Genomic DNA, 23,222 nt, shown 5'->3' on the forward strand with positions numbered 1-23,222 from the left:
GCAATGGGAATTGCAAAAGAACAAACTGCAGAAAAAGAGAGCCGGGAAGAACGGGGAGCGAGAGTGAAAGCTGTCCGTCAGGACGTTGAGAAGGAAAAGGCGAAGATCACAAAAGGGAAACGCCGCAGAACAATCGTATCCGTTTTTGCCAAGCACGGGTTGACGTTTTTACTGAAAGACACTGTGCTATGGAAAATGATGGGGAAGCAAAGACGAAGCCAGCAGGAAAATGAACACCTTCGTCAAATCGGCGCACGGATACGTACAGCTTTTGAAGAACTGGGACCGACTTTTATTAAGCTGGGGCAGGTATTGGTCACCCGCCAGGATCTCTTGCCGGCTCCGATCACGCAGGAACTCGAGAAGCTGCTTGATCAAGTCCCTCCGATTGGATATAACTACATGGAGTGTATCATTGAAGAGGAGTTTCAGGAGGGCGTGGACCTGTTTGAGTGGATTGACGAAGAACCGCTTGGTTCTGCATCATTGGCGCAAGTCTACAAAGCAAAACGAAAAGACAAAACGACAGTTGCCTTGAAAATTGTACGGCCGACAGTGGAAAAATTGTTTCAAACCGATATTTCCGTCATTAAGAAAATGAGTGGGTTACTGCAAAATCGCCTGTCTCCGGAGTTGGCGGCAGCCATCGATATAGGATCATTGATTCAGGATTATTACAGCAGCGCGATGGACGAATTGGACATGATAGAAGAAGCAGGAAAAATGAGGGAAATGACAAAATACCGGAAAAGTACGTCGTATGTAGACGTTCCGGCGGTTTACGAGGCGACGAAGAATGTCTTGATTATGGAACACATCGATGGTTGGATGCTAAAAGATTTTCCGGTTGACTTCCTTACATTTGAAGAACGAACGAAGATTATGATCGACCTTGTCCACCTTTATGTTCAACAACTCATGGATGGGCATTATCACGCGGATGCGCACGGTTCGAACATCATGATCGATAAACACAGAAAAAAAGCCATCGTCATCGACTGGGGAATGACCGGACGGATGGACAGTGTCTCGGCATTTGTGCTCATGCGAGTGATTATGCTTATTCAGTCCAACCAGGCTGAAGACGTTGCTGAAGTGTTTATGGAGCTGATGAATCCGACGATTTATACCGATCCGGTTAAACTGAAAGACGAAATACAAAGCCTGGCCCTTCATTACGTTAACTCCGCGCAGGGAAGCGATCGTTACAATTACGGTCAGCTAGTCATGCAGTCGACAGCCATTGGCATCAGTAATTATTGTAAAGTCCCGAACAGTTTGGCGCTGTGGGCAAAAGGCTTTTCCGCAACCGAAGGGGCAGCCCGCTGGGTTGCACCGGAAATCTCTTACGGGAGAGTTGTGGAAGCCTATGAAATCCCGATTTTAAAAAATATCCTTCGATCGCGGTTCAACTATCGGTCAAATGCAAGTTTAGTAGCTGAATCCTCAAAAATGGTGGCCACATTTCCGCGCCGGGCAACAAAAGTGATGGAAAATCTCGCGGAAAACAAGTTTCGCATGAACATGCAATTGCAACCGGACACGGTTATGCGCAATACGCTCAACCAAGTCATCAACCGTCTGTCTTTGGCATTGATCACATTCGGCATTATCGTAGCGAGCGGCTTCATTATTGCGAGTGTGCCGGGAGGAACCTTTTTGGGTATGAGCGCGGTGACGGTAGCCAATATCGGATTGGTGACTTCGCTTATTTTCGTCCTTTTCATCCTTTGGCGCTTAGTGCGAACACGAAAACACCGATCGTTATTATGAAAAAATCGATGGAGGAGGCATTCATAATGTCTGAAAAAAATGAAAACATGAGCATGCAAGAACGAAGTGATTACTTTTACAGGCAAAGCGGTGGTCCCGGAAACCCGGACATTGAACGAATCCTGGATGAGCATTTGAAGAATGGCAAAGACCACGGGGCGCCGGGGGAAAAAGAAGAACCGAAAGACGCGTTTATAGAAGCGTTTCTGAATGATCATTCGACGAAACCGATTGCCATGTGGCTTTTGAGAATGAGGTTTGACCTAAAGGATCGCTGGGAGGAATATTTAAACGCTCAAAAGCAAGACGACGTCCAGCAACTCATCGAAGCGTTAAAAAAAGAAGAAGAGATGACAAAATGAGAGGCGCACAGGATATCGTTCTCATCCATAATATTTAATGGAAAATGTATACGAACCGCAGAAACGCCGAAGGGAAACTCCGGGATAATTGGGGACGTTGGGCGAGGTTATTTTGGCTGGCTGGACCTTCGTTTTCTGAACGATGGGCTCGTCCCCCATAATTCCGCGATTATCGATGGTGCGGAGCATGTCGGTGATTTTTCCGAATGTGATCATCTTGATTTAGTCGTTAAGTTCTTGGTTGCGAAAAGAGCACCAATCGCGTTGCTTGAGGCAGAGGCAAAAACGGGCACGTAAAGAGGCCCCCGTCATTTGTCGGGGATTGATTTTTCACCTTTCCTATAAATATCGTACTATTTTTTATTAAAGAAAATGATAAAATAGAAAGATAATAATTTGAGGGGGAGAGCAGATGAAAGCAGCTGTATTACACAATTATGGACAAGACCTAAAAGTTCAGGATGTTGATTTGGAAGAACCGCGCAAAGGGGAAGTGCGGGTGAAAATGAAAGCGGCCGGCATTTGCCACAGTGACCAACACGTCATTGATGCCCACCTGCCGCTACCGGTACCGATCGTGCTCGGCCATGAAGGCGCGGGGATTGTTGATGCCGTCGGAGAAGGAGTCACCGGCGTCAAAGAAGGAGATCACGTGGCATTAAACTGGGTGCCTTCTTGCGGGAAATGTCATTATTGCCGCATCGGACGACCGGATGTGTGTGACGAAGCTTCGAAAACGGCCTTAATGGGAACGATGCTCGATGGGACGACCCGATTTTCTGTCGATGGAAAGAAAGTGCACCAATTTCCGTTGACAGGCACGTTCAGCGAGTACACAGTCGTACCGGAAAACGCGGCTGTTCCCGTCAATAAAGATGTTCCGTTCGAATTGGCGGCACTCGTCGGCTGTTGCGTTATCACCGGCGTTGGTGCGGTCATGAATACGGCAAAGGTTGAGCCGGGAAGCACGGTTGCGGTAATCGGTGCTGGAGGCGTTGGCTTTAATGCGATCCAGGGCGCCGCATTGGTCGGAGCAAAACAAGTTATTGCCATTGATGTGTTGGATGAAAAATTGGAAATGACGAAAGAGTTTGGTGCTACCCATACGATCAATGCTAAAGAAGAAGATCCTGTCAAAGCCGTCCTTTCGATGACAGAAGGGCTCGGTGTCGACTACGCATTCGAAGTGATTGGTCGTCCAGAAACCATTCAAAATGCATATAACATGACGCGAAAAACAGGGATGGCTGTTGTCGTCGGTATTGCGGCTCCAAATGAAAGCGTTTCCTTTAATGCATTTTCTTTACCTTCCCAATCCAAAACGTTGGCAGGCTCATGGCTCGGTCAAGGGAATCCGCACGTGGACTATCCGAAACTGCTTGATTTGAATGCAGCCGGAAAATTGAAGATGGAAGCGTTGGTCAGCCAAACATATACGCTTGAAGATGTGAATGAAGGTCTTGCCCAGTTAAAATCAGGCCAAAACATTCGCGGTGTTATTCGCTTTGATTAAGGGGGACTGGCTTGATTTCAGCTGAAACAAAAGAAACAGCATTGTTCATTGACGGAGATGGCTGCATCCGTTGAAAGCATTCGATGATGACGACGAAGCCGTCTGCATCGCCAACGACACGATCTACGGTTTGGCAGCTGCGGTATGGACGCGTGATATCAAACGAGGTTTGCGAATGGCGCAACGGGAAAAAAGCGGAACACTCTGGATTAACACCTATCAAGTGCTTACCCCCGACAGCACCGTTCGGCGGATTCAAACAAAGCGGCATCGGCCGTGATTTGGGTATCGAGTCATTGAATGCTTATCTCGAAACGAAATCGGTGATCGCGGATCTAAATGAACGGCCGATGACATTATTTTAAATAGGATGAGAGCCGGGGATTCGGCTCTCTCATACAGAAGATGTGACAGATTAATGCGGAAAAGTGCCAGAATCCGGCACCCACGCGTGCTTCAAAAAAGAAAAATTTAACCCCCTACGCCCCACAAATGGTATAATGCCCCAAAAAGGATGATCCTTAATGAAAATAACACCATTGGGTATTTGGGGCGCATACCCGAAAGCAAATGGAGCAACATCTGCGTTTCTAGTAGAAGAAGAAGGTTTCCGGTGCCTCGTTGATTGCGGTAGCGGCGTGTTGTCTGCCTTGCAAACCCGTATCGCCCTCCACGACCTTGACGCGCTCGTCATCACCCATTATCATCCCGATCATATCGCGGATGTCGGCGTCCTGCAGCACGGGGTGATGATTGAAACGTTGTTGGATAAGCGTAGCCAACCGCTTCAAGTCTACGCTCATGCCGACGACGAAGATCAATTTTCCAACCTGCAGTACGGAAAATACATGAGCGCAACCGCTGTCTCTCCGCAGCAAACACAGACGATTGGGCCGTGGAACGTCGATTTTTGTAAGACGGACCACCCTGTTCATTGTTTGGCGTTAAAATTCACGGATAAACACGATGCATCGGTCGTATTTACCGCTGATACAGCCTGGACGTCCGATCTCTTTCCCTTTATAAATGGAAGTGAGCTACTGGTCAGCGAAGCGAGTACCTATCAGTCTATGATTGATCAAATTCCGGGCCATTTAAGTGGCCGGCAGGCGGGCCAATTGGCGCATGAAACGGATGTTGAGCATTTGTTGCTTACGCATTTGCCCCAATATGGAAATGTAGACGATCTCGTGACCGAAGCTAAAGATGTATTTTCAGGTGAAGTCACGCTTGCTGATCCGGCGAAAACTTATCGTATAGGAAAGGGCTGAATGCATGAACACCCATTATTTGCAACATGCTCCGTTCGAGACACCAGGCATTATTTTCCAATGGGCAGAAGAAAAAGAACATACATTAACAAGCACGTTTCTCCCGGAAAATACAGGGTTTCCAAATCTTCAAGATATCGATCTGCTCATTCTATTAGGCGGCCCGATGAGCGTCCATGATGAAAAAAAACACCCTTGGCTCGCGGACGAAAAAAATTTTTTGAAAAAAGCCATCGCTAATAAAAAAACAGCCATTCTCGGCATAGGTCTCGGTGCCCGGCTGCTCGCCGAGCAATATGGCGCACGCGTCTATCGGGAAGCTGAAAGTGAAATCGGCTGGTTCCCGGTGACATTCAATGAAAGTGCGCATTCACATCCCTTTTTTTCCATATTTCCTGCTGAAATGATTGCCCTTCACCGCCGCGGGGAAGCATTCGAGTCTCCGCGAAACGTCATTTCCTTAGCGTGCAGTGAAGAATACGGACAGCAGGCATTCATTAGCGAAGATAGCCGACACATCGGGCTGCACTTTCACCCCGAAATGACGAAACACAGCGTTGACGACTTTATTTTTCAAAGTGAAAAAGAGCCGGTGATTGATTTCGAGACCATGAAGGGCATGGACCAACACTATGCAGCCAACCAATCGCACCTGTTTGAGCTCCTCGACCGTTGGCTTGCCCGCCATAAGGATGGTATCCCGCATGGAATATGAAATTTTTGAATGCGAAAAAACTGAAGATGTGCCGATGCGATTGCTGTTAATTGCCGATCCTGAAGAAAAAATGATCGAAAGCTACATCCATCGCAGCCGCAGTTTTCTGATGACGCACGACGGCAACATTATCGGCGTTTATGTGCTCTTGGCAACACGCCCGAATACAGTGGAAATTATGAACATTGCGCTCACGCAAACGATGCAAGGGAAAGGCTTGGGCGAAAAACTGCTGCGTCATGCCCTCGAGACAACCCGAAATCTCGGCTATAAGACCGTAGAGATTGGCACGGGCAGCACGGGGACGAGTCAACTTTACTTGTATCAGAAATGCGGCTTTCGCATGGTCGGTGTGGAAGTGGATTATTTTCTGCGAAATTATGACATGCCACTTTATGAAAACGGTCTTCGCATCCGGGATATGGTACGGTTGTCACAAACGCTGTAGGAAGGAGGTCGCTCGCTTTCTCTGGCCGGATTGGGTTTATAATCATCGTGCGCATTCCTCGTCGCCCCGATCTCCTCCGCGTTTGTCCGATGTTTAACATTCATAGAAATCGGGTAATAAACATATAAACCTATGCTTGCAATCAATGTAAGCGCATTCAATAAATGAGAAGGAGGGAACATGAATGCATTACGCAAAACCGGGAACAACGAACGCAATCGTCCATTTCGAATCCCGTTACGGTAATTTTATCGGAGGGGAGTGGGTAGCCCCCGCCGATGGGGAATATTTTGAGAATGTAAGTCCGGTTGACGGCCGGGTGTTCACGGAAATTGCCCGTTCAAAAGAGGAGGACGTGGACAGGGCATTGGATGCCGCTCAAAAGGCGAAAGCAGCTTGGGGAGCGACGCCTGTCGCTGATCGCGCCCGTATTTTAAACAAAATTGCCGATCGCATGGAAGAGAATTTGGAAAAACTTGCTGTTGCGGAAACATGGGATAACGGCAAGCCGGTGCGCGAAGCACTAGCGGCCGACATTCCGCTCGCGATTGACCATTTTCGCTATTTTGCCAGTGTCATTCGTGCCCAAGAAGGCGGGATATCGCAAATTGATGAAGATACCGTTGCCTATCATTTTCATGAACCGCTCGGGGTGACCGGGCAGATTATCCCTTGGAACTTTCCGCTCCTCATGATGTCCTGGAAAGTGGCACCCGCGCTGGCAGCCGGGAATTGCACGGTTTTGAAGCCGGCGGAACAGACACCGGCATCGATCAACATTTGGATGGAGTTGGTGCAAGACCTGTTGCCGCCGGGTGTTCTCAATGTCGTGCAAGGATTTGGCTTGGAGGCCGGGAAACCATTGGCTCAAAGCGATAAAGTCGATAAAGTAGCCTTTACCGGTGAGACGACCACAGGTCGAATGATTATGCAGTACGCCTCCGAGAACATTATCCCGGTAACCCTTGAACTTGGCGGGAAGTCGCCGAATATCTTTTTTGCCGACGTCATGGATAAAGATGACGGTTATCTTGAGAAAGCGTTGGAAGGTTTCGTTATGTTTGCTCTTAACCAAGGGGAAGTTTGCACGTGTCCATCACGGGCGCTCATCGATGAATCCATTTATGATGAATTTATGGATCGTGCCTTGAAAAAAGTCAAAGAAATTAAGGGCGGCGATCCCCTCGATACGAATACGATGATCGGAGCGCAAGCGTCTGAAGAACAATTGGAAAAAATCCTTTCTTATTTTGACATCGCCAAGCAAGAAGGCGCGGAAGTGATTACCGGCGGCAACCGTAAAAAATATGAAGGCGATCAGACCGAAGGATATTACGTTGAGCCGACGATATTCAAAGGACACAATAAAATGCGTGTTTTTCAGGAAGAAATTTTCGGCCCCGTTGTTTCGGTTACGACGTTTAACGGCCACGATGAAGCTTTAGATATCGCGAACGATACGTTGTACGGCCTAGGTGCAGGTGTGTGGTCGCGCAACATGAATACGGCTTACCGTTTCGGGCGTGCCATTCAATCCGGACGCGTCTGGACGAATTGTTTCCACGTATATCCGGCGCACGCAGCATTCGGCGGTTATAAAAAATCCGGTATCGGGCGCGAGAATCATTTAATGATGCTCGATCATTATCAACAAACGAAGAATCTGCTCGTAAGCTATAGCGAGGAACCACAAGGATTGTTTTAAAAGGAGGCATCCGTATATGGTGGAAAAAGTCCGAGCCACCGATGAAACGATTGCCCTCATTCGAAAACTGGAAAAGAAACACGGCCCGCTTATTTTTCACCAATCGGGCGGTTGCTGTGACGGCAGCTCCCCGATGTGTTTTCCAAAAGATGAATTCAGGGTCGGCAAAAGCGATCGTTATCTCGGCGAGATCGGCGGCACGCCGTTTTATATTGCAAAGGATCAATATGAGTATTGGAAGCATACGCAGCTCATCATCGATGTTGTAAAAGGGCGCGGCGGCATGTTTTCCGTCGAGGGGCCGGAAGGTGTGCGTTTTCTGCTTCGATCCCGCGTGTTTACGGAAGAAGAACGAGCGGAACTGCAACTAACAGCGAATTAGAATGTTTGCCCGCCCGGGAGCAGGCTCCCGGGTGTTATACCGGTGTTTCGGGCCGACGCTCAGGGAGTGACACTTTATTTTACATCTTAGAAAGGACGAACAAACATGCAGCCAGAACTTGGAATTGAGACACTACGATTGAACTTGCCATTTCGATTGAATCACGTGAATGTATTTTATGCCGAAGGAGATAACGGTTGGACGGTGATCGACGCCGGCCTACATAATGATGAAACGGTGGCTGCTTGGGATCCTATTTTACGGGATAAAAAAGTGGATCGTATTTTCGTGACCCATTATCATCCCGACCATTTCGGTTACGTCGGTGCCATGCAGAAGAAGACCGGCGCCCGTGTATTTATGACGGAAACCGACGCTGAAGCGGGGAAACATGCATGGACGAGTGAATTTTTGGATGAGATGCGCGCATATTACAACCGCGCCGGAATTCCTGATCATCAAGCCGATGAGATGCGTGCGAATACGGCAGAGTTCGTGCCGCGCGTGGAACCGTTACCGACGATCGATCACTTTTTCCGAGAAGGGGAAAAAGTACAAATAGGGAAATACGAATATGAAGTGATGTTTACGCCCGGTCACTCCGACGGCCTCATTGTTTTTTTTAATCGCGAAAAAAGTGTTTTGCTCTCGACCGATCACTTGCTGCCGAAAATCACGCCCAACATTTCCTATTGGTTTCATGGCGATCAAAATCCGTTGAAATCGTATTTGCATTCATTGAAAAAAATCGAGACGTTAGATGCTGAATATGTCATTCCTTCCCACGGCAAACCTTTTACCGGCGCCAATGCAAGAGCGAAAGAAATTCGTGACCACCATAGCGAGCGCCTGGAAACGTTGCATAGCCATTTGGGCGAACCGTCTACGGTTTACGATCTCTGTCAGCATTTGTTTCCAAAAGTGTTGACGGTTCATGAAACAAGATTTGCTATTGGCGAAACACTCGCGCACCTCGAGTATCTTCGCTATGGAGGAGATTGTAAGCGAGAAGTAGTGCATGGTGTTTGGTATTATTCGCGTTAAGAAGTGGAGGGGTACAAAATGTTAGGAATTGAAGAGGCGAGAAAAGAAGTGCTGGCTAGCGCGGAAAATTTGACTGATGACCAATTGAACCGTGAAGTGGAGGAAGGACGCTGGACGATCGCGCAAGTGTTGGAGCATCTTTATTTAATAGAACGGGGATTAGCAGCTCCCATTATTCAGAAAGAACTGGAGAATGATGATAGCCAACCCGCCCGCAAAAAGAAACCGATCGAACTCACGGTGGATCGCTCCGTTCAGAAGGTAGAGGCAACGGAGCCATTTCAACCATCAAATGAATTTATGACATTCGAGGAAATAAAAGAAAGGCTTAGCCAATCGCGAGCAATATTGTTGAAGGCTTTGGAAACGGTCGAAGATGAAGCGATTTTGTCGCAAAAGTCAGCCAAGCACCCGGCGTTCGGAACGATGGATCTGGCACAATGGGTTGAATTCATCGGTTTACACGAACGCCGACATTTGCTGCAAATTGAAGAATTGAAGGTGGAGCTATAAGTTACGTTAATCGTTCAGAGCTGGAAGTGCCAGATTCGCCAGAATAACGAGAGAAACCACCAGATTCTAACGCCAATCCGACAGAATAACGCCACCGCCCATGTCTCTAACCCAACACCACCGCTCCGTACACGAGCGCCCCCCCAATTACGATTACTGGGTGCACCTTGAATTTTTCCAAAAGCAGCAGGCTTGCGCCGACGAGTATCACGGTTTGCACCATTCCGGAGTCTTCCCATGACATGGTGAAAAACTGAAACGCTAGCACCCCGAGCAACACGGCGATGGGAGCGCGGATGAGCGCGGTCATTTGTTGGACGCGTGGATGATGTTTGTATTTTAATAAAAATTTCATCAGCAAAAGCATGGCAGCCAGACTGGGTGCCACCGTGGCAAAAATCGCGATGAGTGCGCCCGGAATTCCTGCGATTTCGAAGCCGATGAAGCCGGCCATTTTCGTTGCGATTGGACCAGGGAGGGCGTTTCCGAGCGCAAGAACCTCGCCGAATTCCTGCGTGCTCATCCAGTCGTACCGATGGACGACTTCATGTTCGATCAAGGGAATGGAAGCGGGTCCCCCGCCATAGCCAACGACACCGGGGATTAAAAATGCGACGAATAAATGCCAATAAACCATGGGTGGGCTATCCTTTCTGTTCTTGTTTCCGTTCGGGTGCAGCCTTTGGCTTTCGGCTAAGCGCAATGGCCATTAAGAGAACGATCAATATGGCAGGATGGACATTAAGCCATTCAAGCACGGCTAAACTTACAATCGTTAAAATAAACGTGCCCCAAAACCCGACTTTCTGTTTGGATTGTTTTAAAAAATTATAGGTCATTACGATGAGCAAGACGCCTACCACCGGTGCGATCGCTTGGGTCATTCCTTGCACGGCAGGGATATCTTGAAAAGAAACAAGCGTCCCGACCAAAAGAATAGTCAGAATCGCCGTCGGAAAAACAGCCGCGATAATGGCGTTAATCATACCGGTGACGCCTCCGACGTAATGGCCGATGTAGCCGCTTAACTTTGTGACAATCGGTCCGGGTAATGTATTCGCCAGGGCAACGATATCGCTGAATTCTTCATCGTCCATCCATTTGTATGTCCCCACGATTTCTTTATGGAGCAGTGGGATGGTTGGCGGACCTCCGCCATAGCCGAGCAAATTCGCCCGTAACATGGCGACGAAAATATGCCCCTGTTTTCGAAAATCCATCTTAATCACCCCTCACCAAATCGCAAGATGTCCGTCCGCCCGGGGTTCGGTTCCGCCTACGAGTACGCCGGTTTCCTGGTTTCGCCAAATGACTTGCCCACGGCCAAATCCTCCGGCTTCCAACGTCGGCCGGATATGATGGCCTTTGCGTACGAGTTTCCGTGCGATCTCCGCAGGGAAATGGGGTTCCACTTCAAGGCTTTTGCCTCCGATCCATTTCCAACGTGGCGCGTCCAGGGCGGCTTGTGGGTTTAGCCCGTAATCGATAGCATTGACGAGCACTTGCAAATGGCCTTGCGGCATCATGTATCCGCCCATAACGCCAAACGGTCCCACAGGCTCGCCGCCTTTTGTTAAAAATCCCGGGATAATTGTATGATATGTCCGTTTATTCGGTGCCAATGCATTTACGGCATTTTCATCCAACTTAAATTCCCAGCCGCGGTTTTGCATGCTGATGCCGGTGCCGGGAATAACGATGCCGGAGCCGAACCCAGCATAATTGCTCTGGATCATGGAAACCATGTTGCCGTCTCCGTCGGCAGTGGCTAAATAAACCGTTCCTCCGCGTGGTGGCGTGCCGACATACGGATCGATGGCTTTTTCGCCGATCAGCGCTCGCTGTTCAGCTGCGTATTCCGAAGCGAGCAACGTTTCCGGAGTTACGCGCATGTGCGCCGGATCGGTAATGTGTTCATATCCCTCCCTAAAAGCCAGCTTAAGTGCTTCCATTTGCACGTGGTATGCCTCCGTATTTTCCTTTGCCGGCAAATCAAACCCGTTCAAAATATTCATTGCCATGAGGGGCACAAGCCCTTGACCATTCGGTGGAAGTTCCCAAATATCATAGCCTTTATAATGTACCGATAGCGGTTGAGCCCAATCTGTACGAAAACGAGCCATATCCTCTCCACGTAGAAAGCCGTTATGTTCACGCGAAAAATGATCGATACGTTCGGCAATTTCTCCTTCATAAAAAGCTTTTCCGTTTGTTTTTGCGATTTTTCGCAATGTAGCGCCGTGGTCGGGGAAATGCCAAACATCTCCGGGATCGGGCGCATTCCCTTGATGGGTAAACGTATCAAACCAAGGTTTGAACGCCGGCTCGTCAGCCGGATATAAATGAACCGCTGCTTTCCAATGTTTCGATACGATAGGACTCACCGGAAAACCTTCCTCAGCCAGCCGAATGGCCGGAGCAAGCACTTCCCTCAAGGATAATCTCCCAAATTGTTCCGATAGCGCACTCCAACCTCCGGGAGCACCGGGGACGTTCACCGGAATCAAACCGTTTCTGGGAACGCTTTCGTGCCCGCGCGCTTTCACAGCATCAATTGAAATGCCGCCTGGGGACCGACCGCTGGCATTCATGCCATGCATTTTTCCGTCCAGCCAGACAATGGCGAATAAATCGCTGCCAATTCCGTTGGATGTAGGTTCAACGACGGTTAATGCTGCGGCCGTTGCTATTGCGGCGTCCACGGCATTCCCGCCTTTTTTTAGCATTTCAAGTCCGGCCTCGGATGCGAGCGGCTGCGAAGTGGCAACCATTCCGCGCTGGCTATATATGGGGCTTCGTTTTGAAGGATAAGGATGATACCACGGATCAAACTGCAACATAATGGGATCGCCACCTCTTTATTTTAAAAATATTGTCTACCATTCTATCATGAAAGAAAGAAGGCTGTCCTGTTGGACAACCTTCGCTATGCTTTCTCTTCCTTTTCTTCCATAACAATTTCCAGTTTTCGGTAGCGATACGCATCCCGCTTGATGACGCGTATTTTCATCGTTCCTATTTCCCATTTTTCACCTTCGTGGATGTTCGGGTTCATGGAAAACAACCAACCGCCGATCGTATCAAAGTCGTCTTCCTCGATTTTCTCGGGGAGATATGTGTTGATATCGTCGATGAGTACAATCCCGTCGACGAGGAAATGGCCTTCGGCGATCTCTTCAATTTCGCGCATTCCCCCTTCGTCGAATTCATCGCGGATATCACCGACGATTTCTTCGAGAATGTCTTCAATCGTTACCATTCCGGCCGTTCCGCCGTATTCATCGATTAAAATACTTAAGTGTGCGCCCTCGGTTTGCATTTTTTTCAACAGCCGTTTGATCGGGGTTTGGTCGGAAACGGTGAGGACGGGGCGTGTGATCTCATCGATGTTTATTTGTTCTCTTTCCAAATTAACCAGCAAAAACTCTTTTGTATTAATAAAGCCGATAACATCATCCTTATTTTCGCCAACCATCGGGTAACGTGTGAACCGCTTATCTGTAATTTTTTTTATTGCCGCTTCTAAGGGTTCGTCCCGATAGATGCAAACCATATCCGTACGCGGAACCATGACTTCATTCGCTTTTCGTTCATCGAATGCGAAAATGTTATTGACGTAGCCGAACTCGGCTTGATTGATTTCTCCGTGTCGCAAACTTTCCGTGAGCAGTGCTTGCAATTCTTCCTCCGTGTGGGCTTCATCCAGATGTTTCGCCGGCGTCAGGCCGAACAATTGCACAAAAGCGTTAGCCACCCCGTTAAGGACAACGATTGCCGGATAAGCAATGAAATAAAAAAAACGAAGCAATCGCGCGACAGCAAAACTAATCGTCTCCGAGTGTTGCATCGCAGCTGTTTTGGGTGTCAGCAACCCGATCACGATGTAAAAAAAAGTGATAAAGACGAAGGCGATAATAAAAGATATAAGGGTGCTTGTTTCCGTCGGCACGTTTAAGGAGGTAAGGAGCGGCGCCAAAATCGTTTCGGTCATAGGTGCGCCTAGCCAGCCCAAGCCGATCGTCGTCATCGCAATTCCGAGTTGAGCAGCCGAGCGATATCCTTCGGGATGTGCGGTCATTTTTTTTAGGAGTGTAGCTTTTTTGTGGCCTTCAGCAGCGAGTGCGTCGAGATGGGTGTTGCGCATTCGCGAGATGGAATGTTCCGCAGCCACAAAAAACGCTGTTGCAACGAGTAAAAAAACAAACAAGACGACACTAACACCAATATTCAACGGTACATTCTCCCCTATAATCGCATGTGTTACGAAGAGTATATCACGAATAAAGAGAAGAAGGGAGTCAATGTGCTTGTATCCGTCAATAAAAAACGAACAAGTCACTGCTATTCAAGTTCCAAATGTCTCTGTAGCGTATTTGATACACGTTCCTTATCCAGCTCATCGACGACATAATAGTACACACCGTCCAAACGTCCATGTTCGCCGCTTAGGGTAAGTTGTTCAAGATCGTGAATGCCGGATTCATAGCTTTGCATGTCGATCATATCCTGAAACTCCATGTTTGTCTGTACATTTTTGCCAATCGCATCAAGAATGGATCCGATGCTTGTGACGGATGACAGGTTGGCCCCTTCGTGCAGGATGCCTTCGATGACTTGGCGTTGGCGGTCATTCCTCCCCGAGTCCCCGAGAGGGTCGTCTTGTCGCATGCGTACGAATGCAAGGGCTTCTTTTCCGCTTAATTCCAATTCTCCTTTTTTAAACGTTTCTCCGTCATATTCGAATCCCAGATTATTGTTGACGGTAATGCCGCCAATCGCGTCGACCATTTCTGCAAATCCATCCATATTGACCGTAACGATATAATCGATGGGCACCTTCAAAAAATGTTCTACCGTGTCCATCGCCATCTTTTCTCCGCCGTAATAATAGGCATGGTTGATTTTATCATTCCAACCTTTTCCGGCGAGTTCTGTATTTGTATCGCGAGGAATGCTGAGCATCTTAATGGACTGCTCGCCGGGGTTCACGGTTACAACGATGATTGTATCCGCTCGTCCGTAATCCACCTCTTCAGCGTCCAAGCCGAGCAATAAAAAAGAAACAGGATCGTTATCTTCAAAATTAATCTCTTCGGAGCGGATACTTGAACCTTCACGGTCAATCGGCGCAAGCATATCATCAGCTGTCGATGAAAACGAAACATAAAGATAAAGCGCGAAGCCGCCTACAACCAAAATAAGAGCGGAAACAACGATCAGAGCGATGATCAGCGCTTTTTTCATAATAGAACTCCCCAATTCATAGTCTGCACAATGATATGCTTGTCTGAGGCGATGTATGCCGATATTTGATTGGAAGATTCGTCATTATGGGAAGGGGCAATGTCAAATTAGCGGTCCTGGGTAAAGGGTGGGAAGCGCAAAATAAATCAAAATCGACAAATAAGCTATCATGCACCGGAAAGGGAGGGTTGGAAAACTTGGCTTTTCGCCAAGCTTTTATGGCGAAAGCCTTCGCCCAACTTATGTAGGAATTGCTGAACAACATGCAGCTATCAGCTGAAGCCGGGATGCCGCTTCCATGGCGGACGAACGGTCAATCCTCCTCGCGCAAAACCGGCGCTGCGGAGGCTTGACGCGTCCGTTTTGATGTCTACGCCATTAGCAGCATCATCCCTCCGTATATTGTTAGAAGTGCAAGGGTTTTTTGTTTATTAGGATGGATTTCCTTGCATCCAGCTTTGACAACACCAACGGAAAATGCTTATGTGCCATGCTTTTTCCGTTATTCAGCAGTCCCTATGTAGATAACTTTCCTATCTACCAAGAATAGGGAACCCTGGCTCGGGTTCCCTATTCTTCGCGATTTAAGCGATCTTCCACCTCATTGCATACTTGCTCGGCGTTTAACCCTTGAGTTTCAACGACAGGGGCTTGCGAAACCGTATCGCTCATCCCCATGACATTGCTGTCCATCCCGGTGGTCACGCAGCAGTCGCAATCCATGGCGTCTTGTTCTTGTTGAAGAGGGACGACGTCGTGCCCCTTCTCTTCCAGGGCAGCCTGTATATCCGATAGTGAGGCTTCCACTCCGATTCTGGCCATAATTTCCACACCCCCTTACCGGCTCAGCTTTCCCTGGTTCCGTCTCATTATGCTTTTTCTTTTAACAATGGGGAGAATTCAATGGGTTCACGTCAAATGATAATGCCATACCCCTGACTTTTGTTCTTTTTCAATCCGTTCTTTTGCTTCCAAATAATCCAAATGTCCGAGAATTTCCGACATCACCAGCGGAAACTGACTGTCATACCTTTTTTCATAATAGCTTTTTGCGAGGGTAGCAGCCGTCGTTAATCCTTCGGCGATAAGGTTCGCGAGTTTATCCGCTTTGTCCTCGATTTCTTGGAATCGTTTTTGCACTAAATTGGAAGTGCTTTGGATGACTTCGCCATGACCCGAATAAACAGTCGTCGGTTGCAAGGAATCTGCCGCTTTCATCGAATCCATATGTTGCAATAACGGGTATTGCCTTCGTCCTTCGAAATCGGGTTCGGCCAACGCGTTGCTGGAGATATGTTGAATGAGCAAATCTCCGCCGAACAGCCAACCTGTTTCCTCGTGGAAAAATGAAACTTGGTCGGGAGCGTGGCCGGGGACTTCCATGATTTCCAGATCTAATTGCGCTTGGTCGAAGGGAATAATGTCCGTCTGCATCGCCTTCTTTTCATTTTTTTGCAAGGCATTCTTTAAGTAACGAACTTGGGTTTGACCGGCTTCACCGCAATCGGCTTCCTTGTATAATGTTTCAAAGAATTTCACCCTTCGCTCCATGAAATCCCGTTCTCTTTTCAAACGGGGAATGGAAAAGGGGTGGGCATATACAGGAATCGGATGCTCGCTTACAATTCGATCGACGAGGCCGACGTGGTCAACATGATGATGGGTTAAATAGATTTGCGCTATGTCTTGTAGCGAAAATTCATTTGCCTTCAAAGTTTCCGCTAAGGCATTCCAACATTCTTCATTGTTTAACCCTGCGTCGATCAAGGTGAGCGTGTTATCTGATTGGTATAAGTAAAAATTAATGCTTTTTAGATTATAGTTCACGGGAACGATAATGGGATAGACCGTATGGTTTCTTTTCTCTATCTTCAAGATTAAACACAACTTTCTAAAAAAATCATTTCAATTCATCTTATCATAAAAAATTTTATTTGAAACGCATTATTTATGTTTATCAAATATAGTACTGGGGTAACTCTATATTATATTACATATTATAATGGGAGTGAATGGAAATGAATGAAATGGAAAATATGCTTTCACAACTTTTGCAAGCCGTGCCTAATATTATAACGGCACTCTTGTTATTATTGTTGGCGTGGGTGATCGCCAAAATTGTAAAGGGCATTATTTCAACTGTGATCCGGAAAATAAAATTGCCGGAGTTTAAGGAACAAGAAGCAAATGGAAGCAGGAGCGAGCGAAATGAAAATAAAGACAGTCGTGAACAATTGGCGGTGTCCGCCGGATCGATCGGCTATTATTTAGTCTTCATCCTGTTTGTGCCCAGTATTTTGGATGCATTGAATATGACATCCGTGGCACAGCCAATCTCAAATATGATGGAGTCGTTGCTTCTATTTTTACCTAATCTGTTACTGGCGGCGATTATTTTAATCGTTGGCATTTTAATCGCCCGTTTGGTCCGCAATCTTGTGCAAAGTGCACTGGATACCGTTAATTTTGATCGTTTTTTCGATAAATTGCAATCCAATCAAGCGGAGAGACCGGACGCAGCGAAGCTTTCCACGACACTGGCAAATATCGTCATGGTGATCGTTTTAATTCCAATTATCATCATTGCCTTGGAAGCGTTAAGCATAGAAACGATTTCCGAACCGGTTGTTGTTGTGTTGAGCACGATAGTGAACATCATTCCGAGTTTGTTTGTCGCAATTATTCTTGTAATTGCCGGTTATTATATTGCTACCTTTGTCGCTCGTCTGTTAACTGGTTTATTAAATCGCACGAATATTAATCGCGTGTACGAAGCGATCGGCTTCGGTCCACGGGAGGACCAGAAATTTGATCTTCCGGATGTTCTGGGCAAAATTGTCCAAGTGTTGATCATCCTGTTCTTCACCGTTCAAGCTTTGGAAGTCATTGATTTAAATGTGCTCAATCAGATAGGAAATGCCATCATCATCTACCTGCCAATGCTCATCAGTGCACTGTTGATCATCGGGCTTGGCCTTATCGCCGGTAATTTCCTTGAAAAAGCTATTGTTCGCTATACGCGCAGCTCGTTTTCGGGGCTGATCGTAAAATATACCATCCTGCTCTTCGCCGTATTTATGACATTGGAGCAGCTCGGGTTTGCAAGCTCAATCGTAAACATTGCCTTCCTTTTGATTCTCGGCGGCTTGGCCATCGCCTTCGCGATTTCCTTCGGGATTGGCGGACGCGACTTCGCAACGAGACAGTTGGACAAGTTTGAGAACCGTTTGAAGAAAAAAGATGCTGAGGAAGAAGACCGGGATTCATAATGAAAAGGACGCGCTGGAGTAAATCTCCTATGCGCGTCTTTTTTCGGTTTTATTAGCCAAAACTAACAAGGGATTGCTGAACAACTTACATATATTAGTTGGAGTCGGGATGCCGCTTCCATGGCTTCGCTTTCCGCGGACGAACGGTCAAGCCTCCTCGCGCAAAACCGGCGCTGCGGGGTCTTGACGCGTCCGTTTTTCCGCTGGAGTCTCGCCATTGCAGCACCGTCCCTCCGTGTGTTGCCAGACGTGCAAGGGTTTTCTGCTTTTAGGATAGATTTTCTTGCATCCAGTTTTGACAACATCAACGGAAAATGCTTATGTGCCAATCTTTTTCCGTTATTCAGCAGTCCCTAACAAAATATCAGCCATTTCATAGTTGACCCGCAAATCCCGGTTCCGCCCCCGCGTTCATTGCCTGTATCCGCGCGTTACGATGGAAAGCTCCCCGCTTTCCGGATGAATGACGAGGCCGTGCACCGGGATCGCTGTCGGAAATAAAGGATGCGTTCTGAGAATATCCACACTGTTTGTTACTGCTTCTTCCACTGTTTCAAAACCCGCCAGCCATTCTTCTACATCTATGCCATCGTCTGTAACGGATTGAATTTCTTCTTCTGTAATCCCTTTTGCTTTCATTTGTTTCATCACGAATGAAGGATCAAGTTGTTGCATCCCGCAATCTTTATGCCCAATGATCAGCACTTCCTCCGCCTGTAAGACATGAATCGCGATAAGTAGGCTGCGAACGCCACTGCCATAAGGGCTTGTAATCATTCCTCCGGCATTTTTGATCATTTTCACATCGCCATTTTTGATGTTCATGGCTGCCGGCAATAATTCAACCAGTCGTGTATCCATGCACGTCAATACCACACATTTATGGTTTGGCAGTTTGCTTGTTTTATAAGGTTCGTGTTGATTTGAACCGACAAATTGCTGATTGTAATCAAGAATAGTGTCTAGGTACATGCGGGATCTCAACTCCTTTAGCTATATTTTATCAAAAATTACAAGAATGTGTTAGGATTTATATAACATACATAAAGGAGCGATAGAAGTTATGCCAACGGTTCATGTAGATGGAAAGCATTCGTTTGAAGTGGAAGAAGGAAAAAAACTTGTACTTGCGTTGGAGGACAACGGCATTGATATTTTGCACCGATGCGGTGGGAATGCAAAGTGTACAACATGCCGGTGTGAGGTGTTGGAAGGAGAGTTAGCCTCGAAGGGGGAAGCAGAAGCGGCGATTCTTGACGATAAGGGAATCATTGATCCGAAGATTCGACTTTCTTGCCAAAACCGTGTTTATTCCAACCTTACGGTGAAACCGGTGAAAACAACGGCCACGACGGGTTTGGAACCGGGCAAGCGTCCGGAAGATTAAAAAAGGAGAGCCACTGCGGCTCTCCCGTTTTTTAATTAGTCTTCGAATGCTTTTTCAATTTCGGGCAACAAATCATCCCAGTTGGCATCATCGGTTTTATTGACGGTAACGAAATCATTGATGCCGAAAATGTTGTCGACACCTTCGATAACGAGCAATTTTTTTGCGAACGGATGCTCCGTTTCTTCCCCTTTTTTCAGTGATGTGCTCTGTTCAAAAATCGTTTGGTCAGCAGTAAACTTCATCGCATTCGGATTCGGGGTTGGTTCGGCTTGTACATTCATCAGGGGTTGTCCCTCCTTATTTTATCCTGAACCCATCATAACATTATTGTGAAAGAAAATTAAACGAAGCATACGTCGGACGCTTGATTTAGGTGCCTTATCTACTATATCACAAGGAGCGACACTGCATTGCGCACACTTACAAACATTAGCCACTGGACCGGCAAATACTTTGCCCCCCTTGTCATCGTGGCCGCAGTTTTTGCTTATTTTTTTACGGAATTAGCTGTCTTGTCCAATGCGGTAAATATTCTTCTCGGGATCGTTATGTTTGGCATGGGTCTAACGTTAAAGGCGACGGATTTCTCGATGATTTTTAAAAAACCCGCTCATGTCATTATTGGTGTCTTATTGCAATTTACGGTGATGCCGCTGCTTGCATTGTTGATCGTCTGGTTATTTGGTTTTCCGCCTGAAATAGCGATCGGAATTATTCTTTTGGGATCGGTGCCCGGCGGAACTGCCTCTAACGTGATGGTTTATTTGGCAAAAGGGGATGTTCCGTTATCGGTAACGATGACGACGCTCTCCACATTGCTCGCGCCGGTGGCCACTCCGTTGATCATGTACGGGCTTGCGAATAACTGGCTGCCTGTGGATCCATTTGATCTTTTTCTTTCCATTACACATATTGTCCTTATTCCGATTATTCTCGGTGTTATCTTTAATTCCTTCTTTAGCAGGGGCGTTCAAAAGGTGACAGCGGCACTTCCGCTTGTATCCGTGACAGCGATCATTCTTATCGTGATGGGGGTTGTGGCGGCAAATGCGGAACAAATCATTGAAGTTGGCCTGCCGATCTTCGCTGCAGCATTTCTTCACAATTGCGGAGGCTACTTGTTGGGCTATTGGATTGCGAAACTGTTAAAGGTTGATCCCGCGCAATGCCGAGCCGTTTCCATCGAGGTCGGCATGCAAAACTCCGGGCTCGCTTCCGGCCTCGGTGCTGCTCACTTTAGCCCTTTGACCGCTTTGCCCGGAGCAATATTTAGCGTATGGCACAATATTTCAGGTCCAATTCTTGCAAACTATTGGAACCGAAAAAATTCCGATCATTGATCACGGAAACGTTATGAATAAGGGGGCATAAAAATGACCGTAACCGACATTGAAAAACTGGAAGCTTTATTTTCAGATATTGTGCAGTGGAGACGCTATTTGCACACCTATCCGGAGTTATCGTTTCACGAAGTAGAGACACCGGTGTTTATCGCTGAGAAACTGGAGACGTTAGGGTTGGACGTGAAACGAAACGTCGGTGGCCGTGGCGTGGTGGCTTACTTACGTGGTGAAAACCCGGGTCCGACGATTGCCCTTCGCGCAGACTTTGACGCGCTGCCGATTGAAGAGGAAAACGATGTCAGCTATAAGTCGCAAAACCCCGGCGTTATGCATGCGTGCGGCCATGATGGCCATACGGCGGCACTGCTCGGCGTGGCAAGTGTTTTGGCGGAAAAAAACCCGGAAATAAATGGGACGATCGTGTTTCTTTTTCAGCATGCGGAAGAACAGCCGCCGGGTGGGGCGCGTGAAATGATTAATGATAACTGCCTTGACGGGGTAGATGCTGTCTTTGGCGCCCATGTTGCTTCCGACATTCCTCTTGGGCAAGTCAACGTCACGAGCGGGCCGATCATGGCGGCGGTAGATGCATTTACCATTCATGTTCAGGGTACAGGCGGTCACGGTGCGCGACCGCATCATACGAAAGATGCTGTGGTCGCGGGGACGCAGCTTGTCACTGAACTCCAGCAAATCGTCGCCCGGCGTGTAGATCCGATGGATACAGCGGTCGTAACCGTTGGTGTTTTTCAAGCGGGAACGGCGTTTAACGTCATTGCAGATTCGGCGCATATCGAGGGAACCGTGCGGACGTTCAACCAAGAAACACGTGAGCAAATCGAGGAGGAACTCCGTTCGATCGTAAAGGGTGTGGAAACATCGACGCATGTAAACTGTACGGTGGATTATTTGAATGGCTATCCGCCGCTTGTGAATCATGAGCAGGAAACGGGCATGCTTGGCGAAGTGGTGGAAGAGGCGCTTGGCGAAGAAGCCCTGATTTCCAGGCCTGCTCATCTCGGCGGCGAAGACTTCGCTTTTTATTTGCAAGAACGACCGGGGGTGTTTTTCCACGTAGGGGCGCGAACGAACGATGAAAGCACTCATTATCCCCACCATCACCCGCGCTTTAATTTTGATGAAGAAGGGTTGCTGAATATTGGAAAGCTGTTTTTGGGGATTGTGGAGAAGTATAATAGAGATGGAGATAGTGAGTCGTCATTTCCGAAGTTTCCCTGACTAAGTGCACAGAAGGTCTATATTGCTGGCTTCTATATTATGGAAGTCAGCATATTATGTGTAGAGTGCAACGAAAGATGCATTATCAATTGTTGTGAACCTCTCCACCTAAATCGAAGATTTTGAAGGGAAATGCGGCGTAATTTTTGTTCAATATGGTATAGTCGAAGAAAATGGCGAGGAGGGGCTAATGTGATTTGGCATGAAACGGACGGTGTCACTTTCGCATTGACAGAAAAACATGATTTTCGCTGGTTAAAGAAGTTCGGGAAAGTTTTTACCGTGTTTGATGATCAAGCTTCCGGCAACCTCTGTTTTGGTATTAAATCGACCGGTGTGCAACGGTTTATTAAGTATGCCGGCGCTCAGCCGCTGAGGTATTCCGGAAAACCGGAAGATGCAGTTGAACGGTTAAAACGGGCGAAATTAAACTATGAATTTTTGAAACACCCTTCTCTCATCAGGCTCGTTCATCATGAAGAATTAAAAGACGGCTATGTTCTCCAATTTGATTGGGCACAGGGAGAGAATATGCGACATCTGAACATTGATCATTTGTCTTTTCAAGAAAGATTGAACATATTGGATACGATCTATACTTTTCACGCATTTGTCGAGAAAAAGAATTTTGTATCGATCGGTTTCCACGATGAGAGCCTCATTTATGATAAGGACGCCGGAAAGGTGAAAATTTGTGATATTGATCATTACGAAAGAGTACCGTTCACCAATGACTTGGAACGCCCGCCCGGCTCAAGGCGTTTCCTGGCACCGGAGGAGCTCCACATTGGCGAAATTCTCGATGAGCGAACGAATGTCTATAGAATGGGCGCAGCCGCTTTCGCATTCTTGGGGAAGGACCAAAACTTAGCCGGAAGCCCCATCCACAAAGTCGCGAAAAGAGCCACAAGCAAACAAAAAGAACAACGGTTCCAAACGGTTAAAACGTTCCACGAAGTGTGGAAAAAAGCCCTCGACGTTACGATGGAGGTGTGGGGGTATTAATATTTT

At 47.4% G+C, this 23,222-nt stretch carries 25 protein-coding genes and 1 pseudogene; 16 read left to right on the plus strand and 10 right to left on the minus strand.

Going from position 1 to position 23,222, the window contains the following annotated elements:
• The first annotated feature begins 3 nt into the window (after window positions 1-3).
• From HUG20_RS01575 to HUG20_RS01625, 11 genes and pseudogenes are all read left to right on the plus strand, one after another.
• Complete coding sequence (locus HUG20_RS01575) at window positions 4-1,773, plus strand: ABC1 kinase family protein (protein ID WP_200087260.1); 1,770 nt, start codon at window positions 4-6, stop codon at window positions 1,771-1,773.
• Between the two features lie 26 nt (window positions 1,774-1,799).
• On the plus strand, window positions 1,800-2,135 hold the full coding sequence (locus HUG20_RS01580) for a hypothetical protein (RefSeq protein WP_200087262.1): 336 nt from the start codon (window positions 1,800-1,802) through the stop codon (window positions 2,133-2,135).
• 412 nt (window positions 2,136-2,547) lie between these two features.
• Window positions 2,548-3,648: a Zn-dependent alcohol dehydrogenase gene (locus HUG20_RS01585; protein WP_200087264.1), complete on the plus strand. Its 1,101-nt coding sequence runs from the start codon at window positions 2,548-2,550 to the stop codon at window positions 3,646-3,648.
• 130 nt (window positions 3,649-3,778) lie between these two features.
• A pseudogene (locus HUG20_RS01590) lies at window positions 3,779-4,013 on the plus strand (aldehyde dehydrogenase family protein).
• Between the two features lie 159 nt (window positions 4,014-4,172).
• Entirely contained in the window at window positions 4,173-4,919 is a 747-nt protein-coding gene (locus HUG20_RS01595) for an MBL fold metallo-hydrolase (protein WP_200087266.1), read from the plus strand.
• 4 nt (window positions 4,920-4,923) lie between these two features.
• Entirely contained in the window at window positions 4,924-5,634 is a 711-nt protein-coding gene (locus HUG20_RS01600; protein ID WP_200087268.1) for a type 1 glutamine amidotransferase, read from the plus strand.
• Window positions 5,624-6,082, plus strand: a complete 459-nt coding sequence (locus HUG20_RS01605; protein ID WP_200087270.1) for a GNAT family N-acetyltransferase — start codon at window positions 5,624-5,626, stop codon at window positions 6,080-6,082. The genes HUG20_RS01600 and HUG20_RS01605 overlap by 11 nt, the downstream gene beginning before the upstream one ends.
• A gap of 184 nt (window positions 6,083-6,266) precedes the next feature.
• On the plus strand, window positions 6,267-7,787 hold the full coding sequence (gene exaC, locus HUG20_RS01610; protein WP_200087272.1) for an acetaldehyde dehydrogenase ExaC: 1,521 nt from the start codon (window positions 6,267-6,269) through the stop codon (window positions 7,785-7,787).
• A 16-nt stretch (window positions 7,788-7,803) separates the two neighbouring features.
• Window positions 7,804-8,169 (plus strand): DUF779 domain-containing protein, encoded by a 366-nt coding sequence (locus HUG20_RS01615; protein ID WP_200087274.1) that lies wholly within the window; start codon window positions 7,804-7,806, stop codon window positions 8,167-8,169.
• 105 nt (window positions 8,170-8,274) lie between these two features.
• The gene (locus tag HUG20_RS01620; protein WP_200087276.1) at window positions 8,275-9,213 is read left to right on the plus strand and encodes an MBL fold metallo-hydrolase; all 939 of its coding nucleotides are present in this window, start codon (window positions 8,275-8,277) and stop codon (window positions 9,211-9,213) included.
• An 18-nt stretch (window positions 9,214-9,231) separates the two neighbouring features.
• Window positions 9,232-9,726 carry a DinB family protein gene (locus HUG20_RS01625; RefSeq protein ID WP_200087278.1) on the plus strand — a complete coding sequence of 165 codons (495 nt, stop codon included), beginning with the start codon at window positions 9,232-9,234 and terminating at the stop codon, window positions 9,724-9,726.
• 106 nt (window positions 9,727-9,832) lie between these two features.
• Here the strand turns inward: HUG20_RS01625 and HUG20_RS01630 are convergent, their stop codons facing one another.
• The 7 genes from HUG20_RS01630 to HUG20_RS01660 form a co-directional block, all read right to left on the minus strand.
• Window positions 9,833-10,363, minus strand: a complete 531-nt coding sequence (locus tag HUG20_RS01630; RefSeq protein ID WP_200087279.1) for a chromate transporter — start codon at window positions 10,361-10,363, stop codon at window positions 9,833-9,835.
• Between the two features lie 7 nt (window positions 10,364-10,370).
• The gene (locus HUG20_RS01635; RefSeq protein WP_200087281.1) at window positions 10,371-10,946 is read right to left on the minus strand and encodes a chromate transporter; all 576 of its coding nucleotides are present in this window, start codon (window positions 10,944-10,946) and stop codon (window positions 10,371-10,373) included.
• 12 nt (window positions 10,947-10,958) lie between these two features.
• Window positions 10,959-12,566, minus strand: a complete 1,608-nt coding sequence (locus HUG20_RS01640) for a gamma-glutamyltransferase family protein (protein ID WP_200087283.1) — start codon at window positions 12,564-12,566, stop codon at window positions 10,959-10,961.
• Between the two features lie 86 nt (window positions 12,567-12,652).
• Window positions 12,653-13,957, minus strand: coding sequence for a hemolysin family protein (locus HUG20_RS01645; RefSeq protein ID WP_200087291.1), 1,305 nt, complete (start codon window positions 13,955-13,957; stop codon window positions 12,653-12,655).
• Window positions 13,958-14,067: 110 nt separating this feature from the next.
• The gene (locus HUG20_RS01650; protein WP_200087298.1) at window positions 14,068-14,970 is read right to left on the minus strand and encodes an LCP family glycopolymer transferase; all 903 of its coding nucleotides are present in this window, start codon (window positions 14,968-14,970) and stop codon (window positions 14,068-14,070) included.
• Between the two features lie 570 nt (window positions 14,971-15,540).
• Window positions 15,541-15,792 (minus strand): YkuS family protein, encoded by a 252-nt coding sequence (locus HUG20_RS01655; RefSeq protein ID WP_200087301.1) that lies wholly within the window; start codon window positions 15,790-15,792, stop codon window positions 15,541-15,543.
• 87 nt (window positions 15,793-15,879) lie between these two features.
• Window positions 15,880-16,845, minus strand: a complete 966-nt coding sequence (locus HUG20_RS01660; protein WP_200087309.1) for an MBL fold metallo-hydrolase — start codon at window positions 16,843-16,845, stop codon at window positions 15,880-15,882.
• A gap of 143 nt (window positions 16,846-16,988) precedes the next feature.
• On the opposite strand from HUG20_RS01660, the gene HUG20_RS01665 reads away from it, so the two are divergent.
• Entirely contained in the window at window positions 16,989-18,239 is a 1,251-nt protein-coding gene (locus HUG20_RS01665) for a mechanosensitive ion channel (RefSeq protein WP_200087311.1), read from the plus strand.
• Between the two features lie 94 nt (window positions 18,240-18,333).
• Here HUG20_RS01665 and HUG20_RS19320 read toward each other — a convergent pair whose 3' ends face one another.
• Both HUG20_RS19320 and HUG20_RS01670 read right to left on the minus strand, forming a co-directional pair.
• Complete coding sequence (locus tag HUG20_RS19320) at window positions 18,334-18,465, minus strand: hypothetical protein (RefSeq protein ID WP_281392491.1); 132 nt, start codon at window positions 18,463-18,465, stop codon at window positions 18,334-18,336.
• 185 nt (window positions 18,466-18,650) lie between these two features.
• Complete coding sequence (locus HUG20_RS01670; RefSeq protein WP_200087313.1) at window positions 18,651-19,211, minus strand: beta-class carbonic anhydrase; 561 nt, start codon at window positions 19,209-19,211, stop codon at window positions 18,651-18,653.
• Window positions 19,212-19,302: 91 nt separating this feature from the next.
• Here HUG20_RS01670 and HUG20_RS01675 point away from each other — a divergent pair, with 91 nt between their 5' ends.
• A complete protein-coding gene (locus HUG20_RS01675) occupies window positions 19,303-19,626 on the plus strand; it encodes a 2Fe-2S iron-sulfur cluster-binding protein (RefSeq protein ID WP_200087315.1) in 324 nt (107 codons plus the stop codon).
• Window positions 19,627-19,661: 35 nt separating this feature from the next.
• Here the strand turns inward: HUG20_RS01675 and HUG20_RS01680 are convergent, their stop codons facing one another.
• On the minus strand, window positions 19,662-19,910 hold the full coding sequence (locus tag HUG20_RS01680) for a NifU N-terminal domain-containing protein (protein WP_200087322.1): 249 nt from the start codon (window positions 19,908-19,910) through the stop codon (window positions 19,662-19,664).
• Window positions 19,911-20,039: 129 nt separating this feature from the next.
• Between HUG20_RS01680 and HUG20_RS01685 the strand changes: the two genes are divergently transcribed.
• The 3 genes from HUG20_RS01685 (at window position 20,040) to HUG20_RS01695 (ending at window position 23,216) form a co-directional block, all read left to right on the plus strand.
• Window positions 20,040-20,969 carry a bile acid:sodium symporter family protein gene (locus HUG20_RS01685; protein WP_200087324.1) on the plus strand — a complete coding sequence of 310 codons (930 nt, stop codon included), beginning with the start codon at window positions 20,040-20,042 and terminating at the stop codon, window positions 20,967-20,969.
• A 33-nt stretch (window positions 20,970-21,002) separates the two neighbouring features.
• A complete protein-coding gene (locus HUG20_RS01690; protein WP_200087326.1) occupies window positions 21,003-22,211 on the plus strand; it encodes a M20 metallopeptidase family protein in 1,209 nt (402 codons plus the stop codon).
• A gap of 192 nt (window positions 22,212-22,403) precedes the next feature.
• Complete coding sequence (locus HUG20_RS01695; RefSeq protein WP_200087328.1) at window positions 22,404-23,216, plus strand: serine/threonine protein kinase; 813 nt, start codon at window positions 22,404-22,406, stop codon at window positions 23,214-23,216.
• The last annotated feature ends 6 nt before the right edge of the window (window positions 23,217-23,222 follow it).

Source organism: Salicibibacter cibi (genome assembly GCF_016495865.1).
GTDB classification, from domain to species: Bacteria; Bacillota; Bacilli; order Bacillales; family Marinococcaceae; genus Salicibibacter; species Salicibibacter cibi.